The 19,777-nt window shown below is 43.5% G+C and carries 23 protein-coding genes; 16 read left to right on the top strand and 7 right to left on the bottom strand.

Annotation, left to right across the window (positions count from 1 at the left end; genetic code table 11):
- Positions 1-3 precede the first annotated feature (3 nt).
- Both Q337_RS0104715 and Q337_RS0104710 read left to right on the top strand, forming a co-directional pair.
- Complete coding sequence (locus Q337_RS0104715) at positions 4-717, top strand: hypothetical protein (RefSeq protein WP_026470616.1); 714 nt, start codon at positions 4-6, stop codon at positions 715-717.
- 1 nt (position 718) lies between these two features.
- Complete coding sequence (locus Q337_RS0104710; RefSeq protein WP_026470615.1) at positions 719-1,072, top strand: hypothetical protein; 354 nt, start codon at positions 719-721, stop codon at positions 1,070-1,072.
- Between the two features lie 16 nt (positions 1,073-1,088).
- Here Q337_RS0104710 and Q337_RS0104705 read toward each other — a convergent pair whose 3' ends face one another.
- The gene (locus Q337_RS0104705) at positions 1,089-1,460 is read right to left on the bottom strand and encodes a type II toxin-antitoxin system VapC family toxin (protein ID WP_026470614.1); all 372 of its coding nucleotides are present in this window, start codon (positions 1,458-1,460) and stop codon (positions 1,089-1,091) included.
- On the bottom strand, positions 1,457-1,705 hold the full coding sequence (locus tag Q337_RS16780; RefSeq protein WP_034279207.1) for a type II toxin-antitoxin system Phd/YefM family antitoxin: 249 nt from the start codon (positions 1,703-1,705) through the stop codon (positions 1,457-1,459). Before Q337_RS16780 ends, Q337_RS0104705 begins: the two co-directional genes overlap by 4 nt.
- Before the next feature lie 113 nt (positions 1,706-1,818).
- On the opposite strand from Q337_RS16780, the gene Q337_RS0104695 reads away from it, so the two are divergent.
- Positions 1,819-2,526, top strand: coding sequence for a pseudouridine synthase (locus tag Q337_RS0104695; protein ID WP_026470613.1), 708 nt, complete (start codon positions 1,819-1,821; stop codon positions 2,524-2,526).
- Positions 2,527-2,913: 387 nt separating this feature from the next.
- Entirely contained in the window at positions 2,914-3,162 is a 249-nt protein-coding gene (locus Q337_RS0104690) for an RNA recognition motif domain-containing protein (protein ID WP_034279474.1), read from the top strand.
- 161 nt (positions 3,163-3,323) lie between these two features.
- On the opposite strand, the gene Q337_RS0104685 is transcribed toward Q337_RS0104690, so the two are convergent.
- The 3 genes from Q337_RS0104685 to Q337_RS0104675 form a co-directional block, all read right to left on the bottom strand.
- A complete protein-coding gene (locus Q337_RS0104685) occupies positions 3,324-3,650 on the bottom strand; it encodes a type II toxin-antitoxin system RelB/DinJ family antitoxin (protein ID WP_026470611.1) in 327 nt (108 codons plus the stop codon).
- Positions 3,651-3,770: 120 nt separating this feature from the next.
- Positions 3,771-4,709, bottom strand: coding sequence for a pseudouridine synthase (locus tag Q337_RS0104680; protein WP_026470610.1), 939 nt, complete (start codon positions 4,707-4,709; stop codon positions 3,771-3,773).
- Between the two features lie 87 nt (positions 4,710-4,796).
- Positions 4,797-5,120, bottom strand: a complete 324-nt coding sequence (locus Q337_RS0104675; RefSeq protein WP_026470609.1) for a DMT family transporter — start codon at positions 5,118-5,120, stop codon at positions 4,797-4,799.
- Between the two features lie 117 nt (positions 5,121-5,237).
- Here Q337_RS0104675 and tsaE point away from each other — a divergent pair, with 117 nt between their 5' ends.
- From tsaE to hfq, 4 genes are all read left to right on the top strand, one after another.
- Positions 5,238-5,735, top strand: a complete 498-nt coding sequence (tsaE, locus tag Q337_RS0104670) for a tRNA (adenosine(37)-N6)-threonylcarbamoyltransferase complex ATPase subunit type 1 TsaE (RefSeq protein WP_026470608.1) — start codon at positions 5,238-5,240, stop codon at positions 5,733-5,735.
- The gene (mutL, locus tag Q337_RS0104665; protein ID WP_051526562.1) at positions 5,719-7,725 is read left to right on the top strand and encodes a DNA mismatch repair endonuclease MutL; all 2,007 of its coding nucleotides are present in this window, start codon (positions 5,719-5,721) and stop codon (positions 7,723-7,725) included. The genes tsaE and mutL overlap by 17 nt, the downstream gene beginning before the upstream one ends.
- Position 7,726: 1 nt before the next feature.
- Complete coding sequence (miaA, locus tag Q337_RS0104660; protein ID WP_228133077.1) at positions 7,727-8,707, top strand: tRNA (adenosine(37)-N6)-dimethylallyltransferase MiaA; 981 nt, start codon at positions 7,727-7,729, stop codon at positions 8,705-8,707.
- An 89-nt stretch (positions 8,708-8,796) separates the two neighbouring features.
- Positions 8,797-9,333, top strand: a complete 537-nt coding sequence (hfq, locus tag Q337_RS0104655) for an RNA chaperone Hfq (protein ID WP_026470605.1) — start codon at positions 8,797-8,799, stop codon at positions 9,331-9,333.
- Positions 9,334-9,510: 177 nt separating this feature from the next.
- On the opposite strand, the gene Q337_RS0104650 is transcribed toward hfq, so the two are convergent.
- Positions 9,511-10,815 carry a peptidylprolyl isomerase gene (locus Q337_RS0104650; RefSeq protein ID WP_034279206.1) on the bottom strand — a complete coding sequence of 435 codons (1,305 nt, stop codon included), beginning with the start codon at positions 10,813-10,815 and terminating at the stop codon, positions 9,511-9,513.
- Positions 10,816-10,829: 14 nt separating this feature from the next.
- Positions 10,830-13,292 carry an LPS-assembly protein LptD gene (gene lptD / locus Q337_RS0104645; RefSeq protein ID WP_026470603.1) on the bottom strand — a complete coding sequence of 821 codons (2,463 nt, stop codon included), beginning with the start codon at positions 13,290-13,292 and terminating at the stop codon, positions 10,830-10,832.
- 439 nt (positions 13,293-13,731) lie between these two features.
- Here lptD and Q337_RS0104640 point away from each other — a divergent pair, with 439 nt between their 5' ends.
- The 8 genes from Q337_RS0104640 to Q337_RS0104605 all read left to right on the top strand — a co-directional run bounded on the left by Q337_RS0104640 (position 13,732) and on the right by Q337_RS0104605 (position 19,761).
- The gene (locus tag Q337_RS0104640; protein WP_156935703.1) at positions 13,732-13,932 is read left to right on the top strand and encodes a hypothetical protein; all 201 of its coding nucleotides are present in this window, start codon (positions 13,732-13,734) and stop codon (positions 13,930-13,932) included.
- Positions 13,933-14,102: 170 nt separating this feature from the next.
- Complete coding sequence (locus tag Q337_RS0104635) at positions 14,103-14,303, top strand: hypothetical protein (RefSeq protein ID WP_026470601.1); 201 nt, start codon at positions 14,103-14,105, stop codon at positions 14,301-14,303.
- A gap of 450 nt (positions 14,304-14,753) precedes the next feature.
- Positions 14,754-15,122 carry a hypothetical protein gene (locus tag Q337_RS0104630; RefSeq protein WP_026470600.1) on the top strand — a complete coding sequence of 123 codons (369 nt, stop codon included), beginning with the start codon at positions 14,754-14,756 and terminating at the stop codon, positions 15,120-15,122.
- 151 nt (positions 15,123-15,273) lie between these two features.
- Entirely contained in the window at positions 15,274-16,338 is a 1,065-nt protein-coding gene (locus Q337_RS16775; RefSeq protein WP_051526561.1) for an aminoglycoside phosphotransferase family protein, read from the top strand.
- Positions 16,335-17,039 carry an N-acetylmuramate alpha-1-phosphate uridylyltransferase MurU gene (murU, locus tag Q337_RS0104620; protein ID WP_026470599.1) on the top strand — a complete coding sequence of 235 codons (705 nt, stop codon included), beginning with the start codon at positions 16,335-16,337 and terminating at the stop codon, positions 17,037-17,039. Before Q337_RS16775 ends, murU begins: the two co-directional genes overlap by 4 nt.
- Before the next feature lie 177 nt (positions 17,040-17,216).
- On the top strand, positions 17,217-17,840 hold the full coding sequence (rsmG, locus tag Q337_RS0104615) for a 16S rRNA (guanine(527)-N(7))-methyltransferase RsmG (RefSeq protein ID WP_026470598.1): 624 nt from the start codon (positions 17,217-17,219) through the stop codon (positions 17,838-17,840).
- 230 nt (positions 17,841-18,070) lie between these two features.
- Positions 18,071-18,862: a ParA family protein gene (locus Q337_RS0104610; RefSeq protein WP_026470597.1), complete on the top strand. Its 792-nt coding sequence runs from the start codon at positions 18,071-18,073 to the stop codon at positions 18,860-18,862.
- A complete protein-coding gene (locus tag Q337_RS0104605; RefSeq protein WP_026470596.1) occupies positions 18,859-19,761 on the top strand; it encodes a ParB/RepB/Spo0J family partition protein in 903 nt (300 codons plus the stop codon). Before Q337_RS0104610 ends, Q337_RS0104605 begins: the two co-directional genes overlap by 4 nt.
- The last annotated feature ends 16 nt before the right edge of the window (positions 19,762-19,777 follow it).

The raw sequence follows: 19,777 nt of genomic DNA, 5'->3' as shown, positions 1-19,777 counted from the left end.
AATATGAGTATAAATAAGCAACTATTTAATTTATACGATAAATATTGGGAACAGATACTTGTGGAGTTGAATAAAATTGATAAGAAATTTTATACGAATCCTTTATTAATTAATATTGATGAAGATGCATATGCAAGAGCTGATTATAAAGTAATGATTTTTGGTCAAGAAACTAAAGGATGGTACGATAGTTCAGGATTTACGGATTCCATTTTTGAAGGAATGGATCGGTATGATCGTTTTTTTTGGCAGAAAAATTTTTATGATGGTTATTCTAAGAGTTCATTTTGGAAGAAATTTCGTGTTTTTCAGAAAAATATTTTAAAAATGGAAAAAACAAAAAACTTAGACATTATTTATATATGGAACAATATTTCAAAAATTGGCCAACCTGATCAGGAAACTGGTGTTGATCCTATAACGAGAAATTTAGAAAGAAAGTATTTTTCTGTGGTTGCTAAGGAGGTCGAAATTATAAAGCCAGATTTATGTATATTTATGACTGGTCCGAACCGTGATCATGATATCAAATTTCATTTTCTTAGTATTGAGTTTAGGAAAGCAAATGACTTTGATTCAATTCGTGAAATGGCCGTTATAGATTGTTTAGGAGTTAAAGGTTTAAGGCTTTATCATCCAAGTTATTTTGGTGGTTTTAATAATAATTATAAAAAAAGAGCGTTGGATGCATTGAACGAAATAATTAAAAATCATTAATATGAACATAGGCATCTTCTGGGTTTATAAAAACACTGTCCTTGGCATTCCTGAGGACATCTCTCAAGGTTTTAAAGGCTATAATGGTTTAATCGATAGCAATTTTGATCATGTGAGTATTTGGGAAAATCTTGAATTAAAGAAACAGTTTCCTGAGCTTAAAAATTTGGAATATGAACAAATTCCACGTGGTAGGATACTATTTTCAATCAAGCAAAATAACCACATTATTTATATGGATAAAACCTTATTTGAGTCAAATATAAAGCAAAAAATCGCTGAGTTTTTTGATTTTAATATAAATCAAGTAATCTGGAAAAAAGACCCCATTACAATACCAATCAGGATGAACTAAGCCGTCTATTCGATGATTAATCAATCACCTTTCCATATAATCCAAAAACTGTATCACTACTCATCATTTGCATATTCTGGGTTTTGGCTTGCGCAATCAGCATACGATCAAACGGGTCTTTATGATGAAACGGTAAATTTACAAGCGAAACTGCGTCAATACCTTGATACGGCAAGAGTTTAAGCCCACTATCTGTAGCTGCCTGAATCGGATCAAAGTCTACAACCAGTTTTCCAATAGAAACTTTGATCATGATTTCAGCAATACTAATACTGCTCAAATAAAACTGATTCTGTGGGTTTTTAAATGTTTCTACTTGTTGTGTAGTTAGTAATTTTGGCGATTTCAGCAACCATAGGAAAATATGCGTATCAATGAGAATATTCATTTGGTTTCAGGAAAAATGTCGCTATTATAAAAATCGTCTGCCAAATCAACATCCATAATCTTGAGCAGATCCTGTGTTGCCGTATCATTTTCCAATAAACCAAATTTAATCTGGCTTTTAGGCTGATGCACTACCAGTTCAACCAAGGGCTGATTATTTTTGGCAATAATAATCTCCTCACCCTGGCAGGCACGCTGGATTAAATCGGAAAGATGCGCTTTGGCTTCAGCAATATTAATAATCACAATAGACTCTCCCAAAAGCTCAATATATGAGCTGATTCTAGTCAAGTTGGTCAAGTTGGTCAAGTTGGTCAGAATATGCTAAGATTTTTTGGAACTTTTATTTAAAACTTGATATGCATCTCGAAAAAATACTGCAATCGCAAGGCTTTGGTAGCCGCAAGCAATGCCGTCAACTGATTGAAAGCGGTAAGGTTATCATTCACGGTGAAGTCTGTAGCAATTCCAGAGCCGATATAGAAGTCAATAACCTTGAATTTATAGTTGCAGGGAAAAGCTGGCAGTACCGTGAAAAAGTTTATATAGCGCTCCACAAGCCGATTGGTTTTGAATGTTCACATCAGCCGCAGCATCATTCTAGTGTCTTTAGCTTGCTACCAGCGCAACTGATAGAGCGTGGCATACAGTGTGTTGGACGGCTGGATCAGGATACCACCGGACTGCTGCTATTAACCGATGACGGTACATTTTTGCAGGCACTCACTCATCCTAAAAAGCATGTAGCGAAGCGTTATATTGTTACAACCAATCGTGAAATTTCTAGTGAGCAGATTGCACAGTTAAAGCAAGGTGTGGAGCTACGCAACGAGCAGGGCATATATGCAGCGGATGACTGCATTCAGTTAAGTGAAAATCAGCTTGTATTGACTATTCATCAAGGCTTGTATCATCAGGTGAAGCGGATGATTGCAGCAGTGGGCAATCATGTCGATGCCTTGCACCGTGAGCAAATTGGCCAGTTTAAATTGCCGGATGATTTAGCCGAAGGTCAATGGATTTATTTGAGTGATGAGCAGGCTAAGCTGGCAAGGCAGCTTGTGTGATTTTATATTTGAGATTTCTTTATAAACTACTTTGACTATTCAAATAAATCAGATATGAAAACTAAGGTAATGGTTGAGTATTGAATAGGGACGGATATGACTGCCAATCTGTGTTGGCTTTGCAATTCTAGAAGCTAACCTAACCGCTATGCGCTTGCCAGTTCTGGCAAACTATTAGCTTTGCAGAGTAAGTGATTAGGTTGGGATACGACATATAGCTTTTTATTTTGCTAAAAAGGCCATTAATAAAAATAGAAAACAGCCTCCTGTCTGAATAAAAATAGTTTAGGGGACTAACGGGTTTTATGGTCTAATAGTATCTTGGCAACGTGTTGGCATAAACCTGCATTTGCCTGTCTGTTATTTTTTAAAAAGTTGATCAGTAAAATGAAAGTATTAATCCGCAATCTGGCGCGTAGTGTCACTGAAGCAGAGCTGGAAGCGTTATTCAAACCATTTGGCAAGATTAAAAGCTGTACGTTAGTGCTGGATGCGGCTACTGGAAAATCCAAGGGATTTGGTTTTGTGGAAATGGAAAATGGGCGTGATGCGGTTAAAGCCATTAAAGCACTGAATACCTTGCGCGTTCATGGTTATGGCATTCGGGTGAAAGCGGCTGAATCAACAGATCAATAATTGCTTAAAATTATTCCAAGACATATTTTATTTGATAAAGTAGGGCAGCAATTATCAGTATTAAAGCTGATGCAATTGCTGCTCTTAAGTCCAAACGGTTAGACCTAATACAAAAAAATCTATTATAAATATTTAAAACTAAATTCCTAGATTATGATCTTTTATTGATCGCTATCTGAGCTTTTGTCCGTATTTTTCAAGCTACCGTTATCCTGTAATAGTTCATTGAGCTGGTCAAAAACATCCTGATCTGATAAATGACTTAGCTCACTTGTTGCAACGGTTTTTCGACTGGCTTTTTTGGGTGCTTCTGACGGCTCATGGTTACCTTGCTCAATGGCAAATGGAATGGATCTAGTCACAACCACCTGACGGAAAAATAAGCGAATAGCCTGTGCAGGACTAATACCCAGTTGTTTAAACACGGCAAAGGCCTGTTTTTTTTCATGGACATCCAGTCGAACCTGATAAACTTCCGTGCGACGCATGAGTAACCTCTTTCCAATAATTACTTATTAATCATTGCTTATAAGTAGTAATGAACAAAAACGAGTTTATTAGGCACGCATTAAAGCATAATTATCATTGCAACGTCATTACGAATAAGGCTAAAGAATCAGCGTTTGCAATGAATTATATTCTACAGCTTGCCGGGTCAAGGGATCAACAAAAGCAATGCGCTGTGCCAATAGTTGCAGCGGCGCACTGTAATCATTATCTGCTTTTAACTGTACCTTGGGATAAAAGGGGTCATTTAAAATAGGAATTCCCAGTGCGGCCATATGTACACGTAACTGGTGTTGCTTGCCACTTAAGGGATAGAGCTGATAGCGTGCCAGATGTTGCGATAAGTCTTGTCTTGTTTCCAGTAGTTCGATTCGGGTAAAACTGTTGGCTGGGCCTTCAGTTTCCTGCATGGTAAAAAAAGGCTGGCCTTTTACCATGTGGCTTTGATAATTTCGTGGAAACTCCAGATCATCGCGATAGGCTGCAATGGCCTGATATTGTTTGCTGACTTTGCGATCTTGAAACAAGGTCTGGTAGAGAGGCCGGGTTTGTGGCTGTAATGAAAACAGCATCACCCCCGCTGTTTCCCGATCCAGACGATGAATTGGTGTAATGTCCTCACAGTTGAGGCGCTGCTTTAACCGAACCAGCAAGCTTTGTTTTACAAACCGGCCTGTCGGGGTTACTGGCAAAAAATGCGGCTTATCCACCACAAGCAAATGTTCATTCTGAAAAAGAATCTGCTCCTCAAATGGAATCGGTTCTTCATAGGGTAATTCGCGATAATAGTAGATTTTACTGTTTGGCGCATAAGGGCTATCAAGCCCAACCAAAGTGCCAGCTTCGTGATAGATTTTTTGGGCCTCAATTCGATCCAGCCATATCTGTTTAGAAATTTGTGGAAACTGCTGGATCAAAAATTCCAAAATAGTGGCATAACTTTGACCGCCATTCGTCTTTTGCAAATTTTTTAATGAAGGCAAAAATACACAACTGGGGCTAACGCCATCAATCATGGGAGGTTTAAAAGAAATATGCATGTAAATAATTAGCAGTCCAGTTCATCAGGATTTTCAGTGACAGTTCAATGTTAAATGATAAAGATACAACAGCGCACTATTTAATTTTTAGGAAGGTGAGGTCACTTTTAAACCAATAATGCCGGCCAAAATTAGCAAAATACAACCTATCCGGATTAGGGTTTTTGGTTCATTAAATAAAAACATGCCACAAATCGCCGCGCCCAAAATGCCAATACCAACCCATACTGCATAGCTGGTGCCCAGCGGCAGGGTTTTTTGTGCTATTGATAGGCCATATACCGAGATAATCATGCCCGCAATACAAAATACCGAAGGCCATAGCCGTGTAAATCCATCAGTGTATCTAAGGGTGACCGCCCATTGAATTTCAAACAATCCGGCAATCACCAGCCACAACCATGCATTCATTAGTACGACCTAAACACTTTAAAAATGGATTATAGCCAAAAACAGATTATGGCCTAAAAGTTTCAGCTTCAGTGTTATTATAGTCAGGTTTAATTCGGGTTGGGAAAGACAACTGCCATGCTGCAAACCATTTCACTTGTATTGCCTGATGAGGCTGCCACCCAAAAACTGGCTGGTGTTCTGGCACAGCATATTTCGCATGGTGTGGTTTATCTGGTGGGTGATCTGGGCGCTGGCAAGACAACGCTAACACGCTTATGGCTACAGGCTTTGGGACATCCGGGTAATGTAAAAAGTCCTACTTATACGCTAGTTGAGCCTTATACCATTGCAGGCCAGCCTGTTTATCATTTTGACCTGTATCGCTTGCAGGATGCCTATGAACTTGAATTAATGGGCATTCGTGATTATTTAACAACCGATCAGGCGAGCCTTAAACCCTTATTGCTCATTGAGTGGCCGCAAAAAGGCCAGCCAGTGGTTCCGACAGCGGATTACCAGATTGAACTAACCCTGGATGACAACCAGCTCACCCGGCATATCGTGCTAAGCACTGCTGCAAAAAGCCAGACATGGACAGCATTAGAGGACAGTTTGCATGAGCAGTTTGCCTGATTATGGCATCGTGGCGAAAATTCGCCGTATCCAGCCGTTAAGCCCGGCACTGGCCAACCAGATTGCTGCTGGTGAGGTGATTGAACGCCCAGCTTCGGTAGTGAAGGAGCTAATTGAAAATGCACTGGATGCTGGCGCATCGCGCATTGAAATTTATATTGAGCAGGGCGGCAGTACCCTGATTGAAATAATAGACAATGGCAATGGCATTCATAGTGATGATTTACCATTGGCGGTGTTGCGTCATGCTACCAGCAAGATTAGCAGTGCTGAGGATTTATCGGCAATTGCCACGCTGGGTTTTCGGGGGGAGGCGCTAGCATCGATTGCTGCTGTATCACGCCTGACTTTAAGCAGTAGCCAGTCGGATGAAGGTATTGGCCATGAAGTCACCATTAATGGTAGTGCCTACAATCAAACAGAAAATAGTCAGGCCATTACCGCTGTAGCGCACCAGCGTGGCACACGGATTCAGGTGCGCGATCTGTTTTTTAATGTGCCCGCGCGGCGCAAGTTTTTAAAATCAGTCAGTACCGAATTTGGCCATATTGAAGAAGTGGTGCGACGGGTAGCCTTAAGTCATTTTGATGTGGCATTTTCACTGGTCCATAATAGCCAGATCAGGCTGGATTTGCCTATTGCAGACAGTGGTGAACTACGTGCCCAGCGGGTACGACGGATTTTGGGTGCCCGGTTTACCGAAACATCTCATTGGCTGGATTGCTCCAGTATGTATATGCAACTGTCTGGCTGGCTTGGGCATCCCAGCGAAGCACGGGGGCAGGCAGACCTGCAATATCTGTTTATCAATGGTCGTATGGTCAAGGATAAAACAGTGAGCCATGCCTTGCGTATGGCCTATGAAGGAATCCTGCATGGTCATCAGCATCCGGCTTATTTGCTATTTCTGGAAATTGAGCCGGATCAGGTAGATGTGAATGTGCATCCTACCAAGCATGAAGTGAGATTTCTGGCCCAGCGTGAAGTCCATGAATTTGTACGTCATCATGCCCGACAAACACTCGCCCAGTTTAAAACCGCACCTGCGGAACTGGCTGATGCCATGCATCCCTTACAGCGTAAGGCAATGGCGCAAATGCCTCAATCAATAGAGCAGCAGCTCTATCAGCCGATGCAGCAAAATCCTTTGCCATTGCATGATTTGTTATTAGATCACTCAGCGCTACAGCAGAATTTGGTGAATCAGCATCAGCCTTCTGTAGTAGATAATTTGATGGCTACAGGAGCTACTTTTAATCAAAAGTCCGGACAGTCAGCTTATTCAGGTTTTTCCAGTTCAGCGCCTGATGCATCTACCGTGCAGGCTGCACTGGCCAGTTATCTATTGCCAGCACGGCAGGAGCTGGATCAATCATTTGCAATAGCCAGCAAAGTCGGTGTTGATGAATATCCACTTGGTCTTGCAATTGCTCAACTGCATGGCATTTATATTTTAGCGCAAAATACTGATGGCCTGATTATTGTCGACATGCATGCTGCCCATGAACGGATTTTACTGGAGCAGCTTAAAAAAGCCTGGGATAACGCCCAGAACTGGCAAACCCAGCATTTGTTGGTGCCACAAGTTGTTGAGCTAAGTCACCTGCAAGCCAGCCGGATTGAGGAGCTACAATCTACCTTGCATCAGCTGGGGCTGGAAGTTGACCGTTATGGTGAAACCAGCGCGATAGTACGTGCTGTGCCTGCACTGCTGGCGCGTGCCAATTTTTCAAAACTACTTAGTCAGCTATTGGCAGATTTGCAGGCTAATCAGCAAGCTGACTTAACCACCGCCCGCGATAAAATTCTGGCAGGTATGGCGTGTCACGGCGCTATCCGTGCACATCGCCAGCTTAGCCTTGTCGAGATGAATGCCCTGTTGCGTCAAATGGAACAAACTGAATTTGCCAGCCAGTGTAATCATGGACGACCAACCTGGCGTGCTTTTCCATTAACCCAGCTTGATAAGCTGTTTGCCCGTGGGGAATAACATGAACTTGGCAGTCACTTCTATGCCTCAGAAAAAATCCCTGCAAGCGTTGCCTGTTGTGTGCCTGATGGGCCCAACTGCGAGTGGTAAAACCGCATTGGCCTGTGAACTATATGAAACCGGAAAGTTTGAACTGATATCTGTTGATTCGGCACTGGTTTACCGCGACATGAATATTGGTACAGCCAAACCTACAGCCGCCGAGCTGGCACAATATCCTCACCATTTGATCGATATTATTGATCCAACACAGGTTTATTCAGCTGCTGAATTTGTTGAGGATGTTAGCCAGATCATTAATCAGATCCATGCCAACGGTAAAATTCCGTTACTGGTTGGTGGCACCATGTTGTATTTTCGTAGCCTTATCATGGGCATGGCGGATAATTTGCCAGCAGCTAACCTAGACATCCGTGCTGAAATAGAGCAGCAGGCTGAACAGCATGGATGGCAATTTATCCATAATGAATTACAGCGTGTTGATCCGCGTGCTGCTATACGCTTCAAGCCTTCTGACCGGCAGCGTGTCTTACGTGCACTTGAGGTTTATCGCATTACCGGACGTGCTATCAGTGATCTGCATGATGAACAGGAAAACCAGCTTAATCCACAGTATGCTTTTGATTTACATGCAATAATGCCAGATCGTGCATTATTGCACCAAAAAATTGCCCAAAGACTAGAAATTATGTGGAAAATCGGTTTTCTGGATGAAGTAAGGCAATTACGTGAAAAATATCAATTACATGAAAATTTGCCATCCATGCGTGCTGTAGGGTATCGTCAGGCTTGGGAATTTTTGGAGCAGGGAGGGCAAACTGAAGCGGAACTTCAGCAAATGAAGGAAAAAGCATTATTTGCAACACGACAATTAGCCAAACGTCAATATACATGGCTACGTTCGTTACGTGAGTTGCACGTTTTTAATATATACAACACAGTGAATGAAGGCATACTAGACTTGCGTATGAAGTATAGATGACGCAAAATTTGCCGCCTGTCTTTTTATAATTTTTAATTGATACGAAAGGCAGTTTTTTTTGCGCTGGTTATTTTTTTGGAGTAATAACGATGTCTAAAGGTCAAACATTGCAGGATCCGTTTTTAAACTCTCTTCGTAAAGAACGCATCCCCGTTTCTATTTTTTTGGTAAATGGAATCAAATTACAAGGCCAGATCGAATCTTTTGATCAATACGTTGTTTTATTAAAAAACACAGTAAGCCAAATGGTTTATAAGCATGCGATTTCTACAGTAGTACCTGCCCGTAATCCACGTCCTGCAGGCGCGCCAGTGGGTGCTCCAGGTGCACAAGGCGCTGGTTTTGGTGGTCAGGGTGGCTTTGGTGGTCAGGGTGGCGGCTTTGGTGGTCAGGGTCAAGGTGCTGGCTTTGGTGGCCAAGGTGGCGGCTTTGGTGGTCAGGGTGGCTTTGGCGGTCAAGGTGGCGGCTTTGGTGGTCAGGGTGGCTTTGGCGGTCAAGGTGCTGGCTTTGGTGGTCAGGGTGGCTTTGGTGGTCAGGGTGGCGGTTTCGGTGGTCAGGGTGGCTTTGAAGGCGACCAGAAATTTGATGACAATGGCGAAGATGACGGCAACGGTAACAACCGCTAATTAATACCTCGCTATGTCAAAAGAAAAAAGCCCTTGATAGGGCTTTTTTCTTGTCTGGCTTTTTATCAATATAATTGACTAAGGCACAAATGGTTCAGATTAATAGATTTCCAGCAGGTTAATTCAGTATTCAACTTTATCATCAACCTGCTAATTTATATTCATCCAGAACTACGACTAATTAACTGGTGTGCCATCCTTGATTTCAACAAAGCTTTCAGCGCGAACTTCCCGCATCCAATTATCCAGTTCCTGATCAAACTGGCGTTCTGCCAGAACCTGACGTGCCTTGCTGCGACGGGTTTGTTCAGTGACATCTTGCTGACGTGTGTCTTCTACTTTCAGGATATGCCAGCCATACTGGGTCTGGAACGGCTTACTGATTTGACCCACCGGTGTCTTGCGCATTACTTCTTCAAATTGTGGCACCATCATGCCGGGACTAACCCAGCCAAGGTCACCGCCATTAGATGCTGAACCCGGATCACTGGAAAACGTACTGGCCAAGTCCGCAAAATTTTCAGTGCCAGCGCGTTTATACAACTGATTAATTTGTTGTTCGGCATCACTGGGGCTTAATACTTCACTTGGACGCAGCAAAATATGGCGTACTTTAAATTGCTGCACAATGGTGCGGGCTTCATTGCCACGGCGTTCCAGCAGTTTAAGCACATGAAAGCCATCTGCAGCACGAATTGGTAGCGTAACCTGGTTCAGGTCAAGTGCATTGACTTTGGCAACCAGTTCATCAGGCATTTCTTCAGTATTACGCCAGCCCATATCTGCACCTTCTACAGGATAGCTAGCGCTTTGGTTGCGTTTTACCACAGCATCTACATCATTGCTGGCTTGCAGGTCAGTCCGCAGCTTATTGGCCACGTTCTCAGCATTCTGAACTTGGGTAGCACTGGCATTCTCAGGTAGGGCAACCCGCAAGTGTGCTACATGCACTTCACTATTTAAGCTACTTTTACCCTGAGGAGAGTTCAGAAAATTATCAATGTCCTGATCACTTACCTTGATGCGCGAACTCACCTGTTGCTGACGCAAGCGATTAACACTCAGGTCATCACTAATCTGGCGACGCAGGGCTGCATAATTACCTGGGGTTCGTGCATCGAGCTTGGCCTGGAAATCAGCAAGACTGCTGGCGCCTTCCTGCTTGGCAATTTCTGCAACGGCGGCATTTAAGCTTGCTTCATCGATAGTTACACCCAGACGCTTGACCCGTTCAAGCTGGGCACGCTTTAGGATAACCTGACGCAGTACTTCGGAGCGTAAAAGGTTGTCAGGGGGAATGGACTGGTTGCGCTGGGTAAGCTGCTGTTTTGCCGCAACGATGGCACGATCCAGTTCACTTTCCAGAATGATGCTGTTATCAACCACTGCCACCACCTTATCCAGTGGCTCCTGAGCGGCATTAACCATGAACGATGACGCTAATAAAGCGGCCAATAGCGTCGATTTGATTGCCTGACGCATGAAGTAAGGAGTAATTAGCGTTCGTTCCACAATGTTTCCACCTGTTGATAACCTAAAATCTTTTGTTGCAGTAAATTGCCGAGATTACCTGAAAAGCCGGCCAGACCCTTGAGCGTAATTTCCATCATGATGGCACGCTTGGGTTTAACCTCTGCCAAGGTAGGATCATCCAGATCATTATAATAATAGCGACCATAGAACGATGCACGCCAGCAACAGGCATCATAGTTAAAACCCAGCAACCATTCGCGTGCCAGATTATTGTTTATATCATATTGCATATAACCCATAGCACGCCATTGATCCCGCAAAGGCTGAACAAAACCTGCCGTAACCTGCTGATAGGATTGCTGGTTTTGCGATTTTACCTGACGGCGGTAATAATACCCTGTGTTATAGATACTACCATCATTGCCTGTGTAGTTGAGTTGTACATCATTCTGCGAATTCTCTCCATTAGCCAGCCATAACGCATTACCGTTAATAGAAAAATTCCTGCTCAACTGACTGCCGAGTGCAAGCGCAGGTCCTGAATTGTGTTCAGTGGCAATGGGATCATTTTCATCCAGTCGTACCTTGCGATCACTAAAATAATAGCTTTGACCGAGACCAACCCGAAAGCGTTCCAGTCCAATATTGTCATAGGCGCGATAGGTCGCACCCAGCGAGGCAAAATTGTTGTCATCCAGACGATCATGACCATAAAAACGATAGGGACTAAACAACTGGTCAAAGTTTAATGAGGCCGTTGTGGTATCAAAATTGGGATAATTACTTTGCTGTTTATAGGGAGCATAGGCATAAAAGAAGCGTGGCGTAATGCTCTGCAAAAACCGTCCTTCACGTTCAAATACCATGGCCGAGTCAAAAGTAAACTGTGGAACTACAGCAGAGCGCTGATTGTCATCATTATTCGGGTTTAAGCCCTGACTGGCCACACTGTCCTGATCGTAAAAGGTATTGACGCTACGAACCGATACTTCCGGTTTGGCATAGCCCCACTGATTACGCCAGTTGTAGCCTGCTGCAAGACGGTTAAAAATCCGTGTACCACTGCTTTCCAGTGCTGAGCCATCACCAATGGATTTTTTAAAATAGGCAGTATCGTTTTGCGCTTCATATTGCAACCCAAATGGCGAGCCACCGCGATAATTCACCAGTAACTGCGGCAAACGAGCATAAGGTCTGTCTGCATCCAGAATGGACTTGTCAACGGTCTGAAATGATTGCACCCGGAATAAACCCGTCAGTCCGGGAATTCCGTTTTCATAATAAACGCTCCAGGTGCGTTCCTGATTTAAAATATTCTGTGAGGAAGGATCAGTGCCCAGATCGGTATAATAATCCTTGTCAGACACATAATTGAGGTCAATGGCAGTGCGCCATGAAGGATCAATTTGCCACGCATGCTGATAACTACCGGCCTTACGGTCTTCACCAAACAAATTATCCGAAGGAAGGTAGCCACCAGAAAGTTTACCAGCGCCGAAGCTCTCGGTCAGGTAGCGAAACTCGCCTTCCAGCATGACCCCACGACGGCTTAAATAACCCGGTGCCAGCGTCAGGTCATAGTTGGGCGCGAGGTTAAAGTAATAGGGCACATTCAGGCGCAACCCGCCATCATTACTGTAGCCCGTGGTAGGTACTAAAAAGCCTGACGTCCGGCGATCATCAATAGGAAAGTTAAAATAGGGAACCTTGATAACAGGCACATCTTTAACATATAGCGTGGTATCGCGCGTGACACCACGCCCAGTATTTTCATTTAATTCAATTTGCTTGGCCCGCAACTGCCAGACTGGCTTGGTACTGGGTTCACAAGTGGAATAAATCGCATTTTCAAAACGGGTAATGCCATTGCCCTGACGGTCAATCAGAGTCGCATGTCCGTGCGCACGCTGTGCCTCACTAATAAACAGGCTATCGTTAATTTTGCCTGTTTCCTTGTTCAAATTATAAGTCGCGCGGTCACTATTGCTCAGCAGTCCGGCATCCATCAGCTGCACATTGCCCTGGGCTGTTGCGACAGTTTGGGTGGCATCAAGATTGATTTTATCGGCGCGTACCGAACGGCCAGGCTGGTCAATCAGCACATTACCACTAAGTTCGGAACCGTGGGTTGGGTCATAATAACCATAGTCTGCGGTAATTACCGTTGTAGCCTGTTCAGGGTCTGCGGCCTTGGTATTAATATCAATGGGTGTTACCCAGGTGCCATGACAGGTGGCGGAAATAGGCCGTTGCTGATCAATAGGCAAGCTGGCCATTTGTTCACGGTTTAAATAATACTGGGAAAAAAAGGCTTGCGCTTCTTCAGTTGCAGTCGGATTGACAGGGTTTTGGGAGACTGGGGTTTTCTCGCTGGTCGTTTCCTGTGCATAACTGATCTGGCTATATGCTGGCGATAAAGAGCAGACAAGCAGGGCAGCCGCGAGCGGATTTAACTGAAACTGATGAGAAAAGAAGCAATTGGGCATAGTTGTCAGCACAAAGCAGATAATAAATTCTTGCTGAATGATAGAGAATAACACTTATCAATTCCAATAAAATATTGGTTTTAATTGTGTTTGGCTAGCTGACGCAGCCATGAGTAAGCCACGGGAATTTGCTTGAAAACAGCAAGGTTGAAAAGAAAATTTAGGTAAAAAGAATTTTTACAGAACTCTTTTGGATGGAATAAAGGATTAAATTTCGCTAGACCGTTAAAGTGAAGTAAAAAGTCTGGATAATCATCCACGCTTGCAACGTGTTTAATACTGAGCAGTGGTTTTGTATAAGTAACTTATTTATAAATATATCTGGTCAGTGAGCAGCGTGTATTTTGCGTAGTTTTGACCTTTTATTTTTTAAAAATAACTTAATATTAAATAGCATCTACTCAAGTTTGGCAGCTGACTATAAATGCCGGAGTTTAATATGCTAAAGAAGCCTCATGATTTTGTGAACAGGGAGGGTGAAAAAATTGAATTACTTTGTGAAATGGATCATGCCAATGGGCATATGGTCTATAGAAAAGTAATTCTGCCTGAGGGAACAAAAATAAAGCCCCAGTTTTTATGGGGTAATGAATATATTTTTATTACTTATAAAGAAGATAAGTGGTATCTGCTCAATTAAGCCCTTTTTATTAACTGCTTACAATTTGTCTATTTCAGTAGTGGTCGTTTTTACAAAAGACTTTTAATATTTTTATAAGCCTAGTCATTTTCTCAGCTTGCTTGATAAGTTACAGTGCATTGATGGATGCAAATAGGCCTAAAGTTAAGAGTACGAATAAGGTACATTCTATGGCAAAAGAAATGCATCAGTTCATCAACCGCTCAGGTGATAAGCTGGAGTTGGCTTGTATTGTTGATGGAACCAGCGAGCTGCCAATTTATAAGGGAATATTATTACCGTGTGGTAGAACGGCAAAACCCCAGATTGCCAAAGCCCTTGCCCAGATCTTTATTGTTTACCGCAGCGACAAGTGGTATTTGCTAAGTTAATTTTCTAGAATTTTCTTAATTATTTTTAGAAAATTAGTATTTGTGACAGGTTAAGTTTTCCCCACGCACTGACCCAATATGAGGAAACAGTTTTATCAATTCTTCAGCCATTCACGTATAACGTATTGCCAGCGTATATACTAAGCATTGATTTCAATCACCACGGCTGCAGCTCAGGCCTTTTATATGGTTTTTAATGGACTTCTTTCATAAGTAATGCCAACTTGCCTTTGACCATTTCGGTATACTTAATGACCGTAGGTGTCGTTGATTCAATCGTTTGGTGAGTTTGTCGAATCATCCTTCGGCAAGCTCAGGAACCATGTCGAAACCAGACTTTTGAAAAAGATATAATTATTCTAACTGGTTTTTTTGCCTGCTATGCATCGTATTATATCGCGTTATATTTAAATTTTCTGAGCAGCAGTGCTTTTTGACCTGAGTATATAAATGCCAAAAACCGTAAATATTGCCATTAAGTTGATTTGGATTTCTTTAATCATCAGTATGCTGCTGAGTATTGCTCAACGGTTTCTTGGTGATATTAGCCTTAATGATTTGATTACTGCTTTGGTAATTAATCTATTGATGTGCCTGATCCCCTATAAGCTGGCACGGCAAAGTAATATAAGCCGCTTTGTATTTACAGCATTATTTGTGTTATCGATCCTGTTTATACTGGCAGCTGGCAGTGAAATTCAGGTGACGTTGCTGGACAAGGTCGACCTGCTGGTTAATATTCCTTTAAATATTTATTCCATTTATTTACTGTTTTTTAATCAACCTGCCCAGCAATGGTTTGAGGAAAAAAGGGCTTGAAGGCAAAAGGGTTTAAAAGCAAGCCACCTAAAAAATAAGATAAGTTCTGGTAGTCTAACTCTATCTGGGTATTGCAGCACTAGAGAAAAATAATGCAACTCGCTAAACTCACGGGACTATTTTATTGACCTGCTTTTACTGGATTGTTTCTATGGGCCTGCCGCGTGAACAAGCACTGACTACCTGGGTACAACAACAATTAAATGACACGGAACTGACGATTCATCCGCTGGCAGGTGATGCCAGCTTCCGTCGCTATGCACGGATTCACAGCAAAGCAAACACCTACATGCTGATGGATGCACCACCAGAGAAGGAAGATAGCCAGCCCTTTGTTGCCATTGATCAGTGGCTGGATACGCATGGCGTGCGGGTGCCGCATATTATTGCAAAGGATTTAAATCAGGGTTTTATCCTGCTTGAAGATTTTGGGGACACATTGCTATCACAAGTGCTGAATGACGACACGGTAGATCAGTATTATCGTCAGGCCATGAATCAGTTATTGCAGTTGCAGCAATTGCCTATCAACGATCCAGCGCAGCAATTGCCTGCTTATGATTTAGACAAACTGATGCAGGAAATGTCCCTGTTTGATCACTGGTTTGTTGAGCAATACCTGAATATTCAACTGACGCCAGACGAGCAGCAACTGCTGCAAGAAACCTATCGCTTGTTGGCCAATACAGCGCTGGCTCAGCCACAGGTAGTGGTGCATCGTGATTATCACAGCCGCAATTTGATGGTGCTGCAACAGGAGCAGGGCGCTAAGCAGGAACTGGGCGTGATTGATTTTCAGGATGCTGTGGTTGGTGCTTATACCTATGATTTGATTTCCATTTTGCGTGATGCTTATGTGCAATGGCCAGCGAGCCGGGTAAACGAGTGGATGCAGTATTTCTGGCAGCATTTGCCCGCTTCTCAGACTACTTCTAAAACCTTGAATGATTTTGCCCGTGAATTTGACTTCATGGCGGCGCAGCGTCATTTAAAAGTGCTGGGTATTTTTATTCGCCTCAATCTGCGTGATGGCAAAACTGGTTATATGAAAGACTTGCCGCTGGTGTTTCATTATCTATTGCAGGAAATTAAGCCTTATCCAGAGTTACAGGCTTTTGATGCCTTTGTGCAGCAGCGTATTTTACCGGCTTTCTTGCAAAAACAACCGGAAAGCTGCGCCATTATTGAAGGTGCTGGCGTAGGACAACCTGTATGAAAGCCATGATTCTGGCTGCTGGTTTGGGCACCCGTATGCGGCCTTTAACCCTTGAAACGCCAAAACCGCTGTTGAGCGTAGGTGATAAGCCCCTGATTGTCTGGCATATTGAAGCGCTTAAACAGGCCGGAATTACAGACATTGTCATTAATTGTGCATGGCTTGCCGACAAGCTGATGGGTGCATTAGGTAATGGCAGTCAGTTCGGAGTTAATATTCACTGGTCGGTGGAAGCCGAGGCGCTGGAAACCGCAGGGGGCATTATTCAGGCACTGCCGGTTTTAGGTGCTGAGCCGTTTGTACTGGTCAATGGCGATGTATGGACGCGGTTTGATTACAGCCAGTTCACCATGCATTCGTTAACTGATGATCTTGCTCATCTGGTATTGGTGAATAATCCGCCGCAACATCCTAATGGTGATTTTGTACTGGCCAATAGACGTGTGTATGTCGATCAGCCGGAAGTACCAGACGCAGTTCAAACAAACGCACAAAAGCTGACTTTTTCTGGCTTAAGTGTATTGTCGCCCAAGTTGTTTGATAATTTGCCGGGCGGTAAACGTCCACTTGCGCCATTACTACGGCAGACCATGCAGCAGGGGCTGGTGAGCGGCACCAAGATGAACAGTGCATGGGTAGATGTGGGTACACCTGAACGCTTGAACCTACTGGATCAGCAAATCCGGCAACAGAAAATTTAAACGTTTCAATTTTACACGTTTCAGGGCAGCAGTAAATTTAACTGGTTGCTTAAAAACTGTCTGAAAAATACAGGATTGGTGAGGGTTTGTGTGCTGTAAGCCTACTGATGAAGCAATAAATTGATATGATGCGCCTGTTTATCAATTATGTATTAATAACTGGAAGTGAGCCTTGTCATGCATTCCCTATTTCGTGATTTGCAAGCTGGTGTTCAGGCATTAAAACTGGATTTGCCAGAGGCTACCTTAAACCGTCTGTTGCAGTATCAGGACCAGCTAGTGCTATGGAACAAAGCCTTTAACCTGACTGCAATCCGTGATCCCAAGGAAATGCTGGTCAAGCATTTGCTGGACAGCCTGAGTATTATTCCACACCTGCCCAAAGGCCGCTTGCTGGATATTGGTACAGGCGGCGGCATGCCCGGTTTTATTATTGCACTGGTAGAACCTGAACGTGAATGTATACTGCTGGACAGTAATGGTAAGAAAATCAGGTTTTTAAGACAGATTAGTGCGGACATGAAAGTGGCCAATGCCAAACCAGTACAAACCCGGGTTGAAGATACTGCCATTTTTGAGCAGCTGGGCCAGTTTGACGTGGTGACCAGCCGCGCATTTGCTGCACTCAATGATTTTGTCACTCTAGGGCAGCCGTTTCTGGCTAAGAATGGCTACTTTGCTGCGATGAAAGGTGTTGTTCCCGAGCAGGAACTTGAAACATTGCAACAGTATAAACAAGAGATTATTGCCTTGCAGGTGCCTAACCTGAACGAACAGCGGCATTTGATCCTGTTGTCCTAAAGATACTGCTCTGAAACTGGTCTTGTCTGAACTTAAGGACTTAATTTAACTGCGTTCATACGATTAACATCACTGTGATTTTCACAAGATGCATTCAGGCATATAAAAACAGGGCTAAAAATGCTTTAATAGGCAGTTTAAATGCCTGACAATTTGCAGGTGGCATTGTTCACTATTAATGAAACACACTGCCTGCATTGACATGATTTGCGCAATAACATAGAGCACTTATGACCGACATTCTAGCCATAGCCAATCAAAAAGGCGGCGTAGGAAAAACCACGACCGCTGTGAATCTGGCAGCCTCACTGGCTGTATTGAAAAAACGGGTATTACTGATTGACCTTGACCCGCAAGGCAATGCCACTATGGGTTCTGGTGTACAAAAAAACGAGCTGAATTTTAGTGCCACTGATGTGATGCTGGAAGATGCACCGATTGAAGCGGCCATTTTAACCACCAAAACCGGCTATAAACTAATTGGCGCCAATCGGGAACTGGCTGGTGTTGAACTAAATCTGGCTGAAAAAAACCGTCGCGAATATGTACTCAAAGATGCCATTAATCGTATTGCCGATGCTTATGATTATATTCTGATTGATTGCGCGCCCAGTCTTAACCTGATTACCGTGAATGCCTTGTGTGCTGCTGGTGGTGTGATTATTCCCATGCAATGTGAGTACTATGCGCTGGAAGGTCTGGCTGATTTATCCAACACCATTGATCGCATTAATCATAGTTTAAACCCGGAACTTCAGATTCGTGGCGTGCTGCGTACCATTTATGATCCGCGCAATACTTTAACCAATGATGTGTCCAACGAACTGATTGCGCATTTTGGTGACCGGGTATTTGAAACGGTGATTCCCCGTAACGTACGTCTGGCTGAAGCGCCGGCTCATGGCTTGCCGATTTTGTTTTATGAAAAAAGCTCCAAGGGTGCAATTGCTTATTTGAACCTTGCGGCTGAACTGGTGAAGCAGGGCAAAAAACAGAAAAAAGCACAAGGAAAACCGGCATGACCAAGAAGCGGGGATTGGCTCAGGGACGTGGTCTGGATGCCTTGTTGGGTTCCATTCGCCAGGTAACGCAAGAAGTGGAAAACAGCACTATCAGCAGTAATAGTGCCGAGCAGGGACAATTACAGCATATTGACGTTAACCAGTTGCAGCGCGGCATCTATCAGCCCCGACGTGAAATTGCCAATGAGCAACTCACCGAACTGAGCGATTCCATCAAAAAACATGGCATCATGCAGCCAATTGTGGTGCGTCGTCTGGGTGAACAGGCCAAGGTTCCATTTGAAATTATTGCCGGGGAACGACGCTGGCGTGCTGCAAAACTGGCTGGTTTGACGCATATTCCTGCATTGGTGCGTGATATTCCCGATGAGCTGGCTATTGCACTGGCACTGATTGAAAATATCCAGCGCGAAGACCTGAACCCAATGGAGCAGGCTGTAGCACTACAACGCTTTCATGATGAGTTTGGCATGAGCCATCAGGAAATTGCAGATACTGTTGGTAAGGCCCGTACCACTGTCAGCAATCTATTGCGCCTGATCAGCCTGCATGATGATGTAAAAACCATGCTGGATCACGGTGACATTGACATGGGGCACGCCCGTGCTTTGCTTTCCTTAAAAAGCAAAGACCAGATTGTGGTGGCCAGAACCATTGTCGAAAAAGTGTTGTCAGTACGCCAGACTGAACAATTAATTCGTGATTTGCTCAATCCGCCAGCAACCAAGCCAAAAGTCCAGGCATCAGCAGATATTGAACAGCTCACCCGTCGTTTATCCGAGCGATTTGGTGCGCAAGTTGAGATTGATCACAACAACAAGGGCAAAGGCAAAATGGTCATCCGTTATCATACGCTGGATGAACTTGAAGGCATTTTAGCGGTTATTGACCTGCAATAGTTTGCACATTCATTGC

The sequence above is a fragment of the Alkanindiges illinoisensis DSM 15370 genome, from assembly GCF_000619845.1.
Taxonomy (GTDB): Bacteria; Pseudomonadota; Gammaproteobacteria; order Pseudomonadales; family Moraxellaceae; genus Alkanindiges; species Alkanindiges illinoisensis.
The sequence above is the reverse complement of the archived record's forward strand: the minus strand, read 5'-3'. Positions and strand labels throughout refer to the sequence as shown.

Coding starts and splice junctions, on each gene's coding strand:
- Q337_RS0104715 (WP_026470616.1), top strand. CDS start 4: ATGAGTATAAATAAGCAACTATTTAATTTATACGATAAATATTGGGAA.
- Q337_RS0104710 (WP_026470615.1), top strand. CDS start 719: ATGAACATAGGCATCTTCTGGGTTTATAAAAACACTGTCCTTGGCATT.
- Q337_RS0104705 (WP_026470614.1), bottom strand. CDS start 1,460: ATGAATATTCTCATTGATACGCATATTTTCCTATGGTTGCTGAAATCG.
- Q337_RS0104695 (WP_026470613.1), top strand. CDS start 1,819: ATGCATCTCGAAAAAATACTGCAATCGCAAGGCTTTGGTAGCCGCAAG.
- Q337_RS0104690 (WP_034279474.1), top strand. CDS start 2,914: ATGAAAGTATTAATCCGCAATCTGGCGCGTAGTGTCACTGAAGCAGAG.
- Q337_RS0104685 (WP_026470611.1), bottom strand. CDS start 3,650: ATGCGTCGCACGGAAGTTTATCAGGTTCGACTGGATGTCCATGAAAAA.
- Q337_RS0104680 (WP_026470610.1), bottom strand. CDS start 4,709: ATGCATATTTCTTTTAAACCTCCCATGATTGATGGCGTTAGCCCCAGT.
- Q337_RS0104675 (WP_026470609.1), bottom strand. CDS start 5,120: ATGAATGCATGGTTGTGGCTGGTGATTGCCGGATTGTTTGAAATTCAA.
- tsaE (WP_026470608.1), top strand. CDS start 5,238: ATGCTGCAAACCATTTCACTTGTATTGCCTGATGAGGCTGCCACCCAA.
- mutL (WP_051526562.1), top strand. CDS start 5,719: ATGAGCAGTTTGCCTGATTATGGCATCGTGGCGAAAATTCGCCGTATC.
- miaA (WP_228133077.1), top strand. CDS start 7,727: ATGAACTTGGCAGTCACTTCTATGCCTCAGAAAAAATCCCTGCAAGCG.
- hfq (WP_026470605.1), top strand. CDS start 8,797: ATGTCTAAAGGTCAAACATTGCAGGATCCGTTTTTAAACTCTCTTCGT.
- Q337_RS0104650 (WP_034279206.1), bottom strand. CDS start 10,815: ATGCGTCAGGCAATCAAATCGACGCTATTGGCCGCTTTATTAGCGTCA.
- lptD (WP_026470603.1), bottom strand. CDS start 13,292: ATGCCCAATTGCTTCTTTTCTCATCAGTTTCAGTTAAATCCGCTCGCG.
- Q337_RS0104640 (WP_156935703.1), top strand. CDS start 13,732: ATGCTAAAGAAGCCTCATGATTTTGTGAACAGGGAGGGTGAAAAAATT.
- Q337_RS0104635 (WP_026470601.1), top strand. CDS start 14,103: ATGGCAAAAGAAATGCATCAGTTCATCAACCGCTCAGGTGATAAGCTG.
- Q337_RS0104630 (WP_026470600.1), top strand. CDS start 14,754: ATGCCAAAAACCGTAAATATTGCCATTAAGTTGATTTGGATTTCTTTA.
- Q337_RS16775 (WP_051526561.1), top strand. CDS start 15,274: ATGGGCCTGCCGCGTGAACAAGCACTGACTACCTGGGTACAACAACAA.
- murU (WP_026470599.1), top strand. CDS start 16,335: ATGAAAGCCATGATTCTGGCTGCTGGTTTGGGCACCCGTATGCGGCCT.
- rsmG (WP_026470598.1), top strand. CDS start 17,217: ATGCATTCCCTATTTCGTGATTTGCAAGCTGGTGTTCAGGCATTAAAA.
- Q337_RS0104610 (WP_026470597.1), top strand. CDS start 18,071: ATGACCGACATTCTAGCCATAGCCAATCAAAAAGGCGGCGTAGGAAAA.
- Q337_RS0104605 (WP_026470596.1), top strand. CDS start 18,859: ATGACCAAGAAGCGGGGATTGGCTCAGGGACGTGGTCTGGATGCCTTG.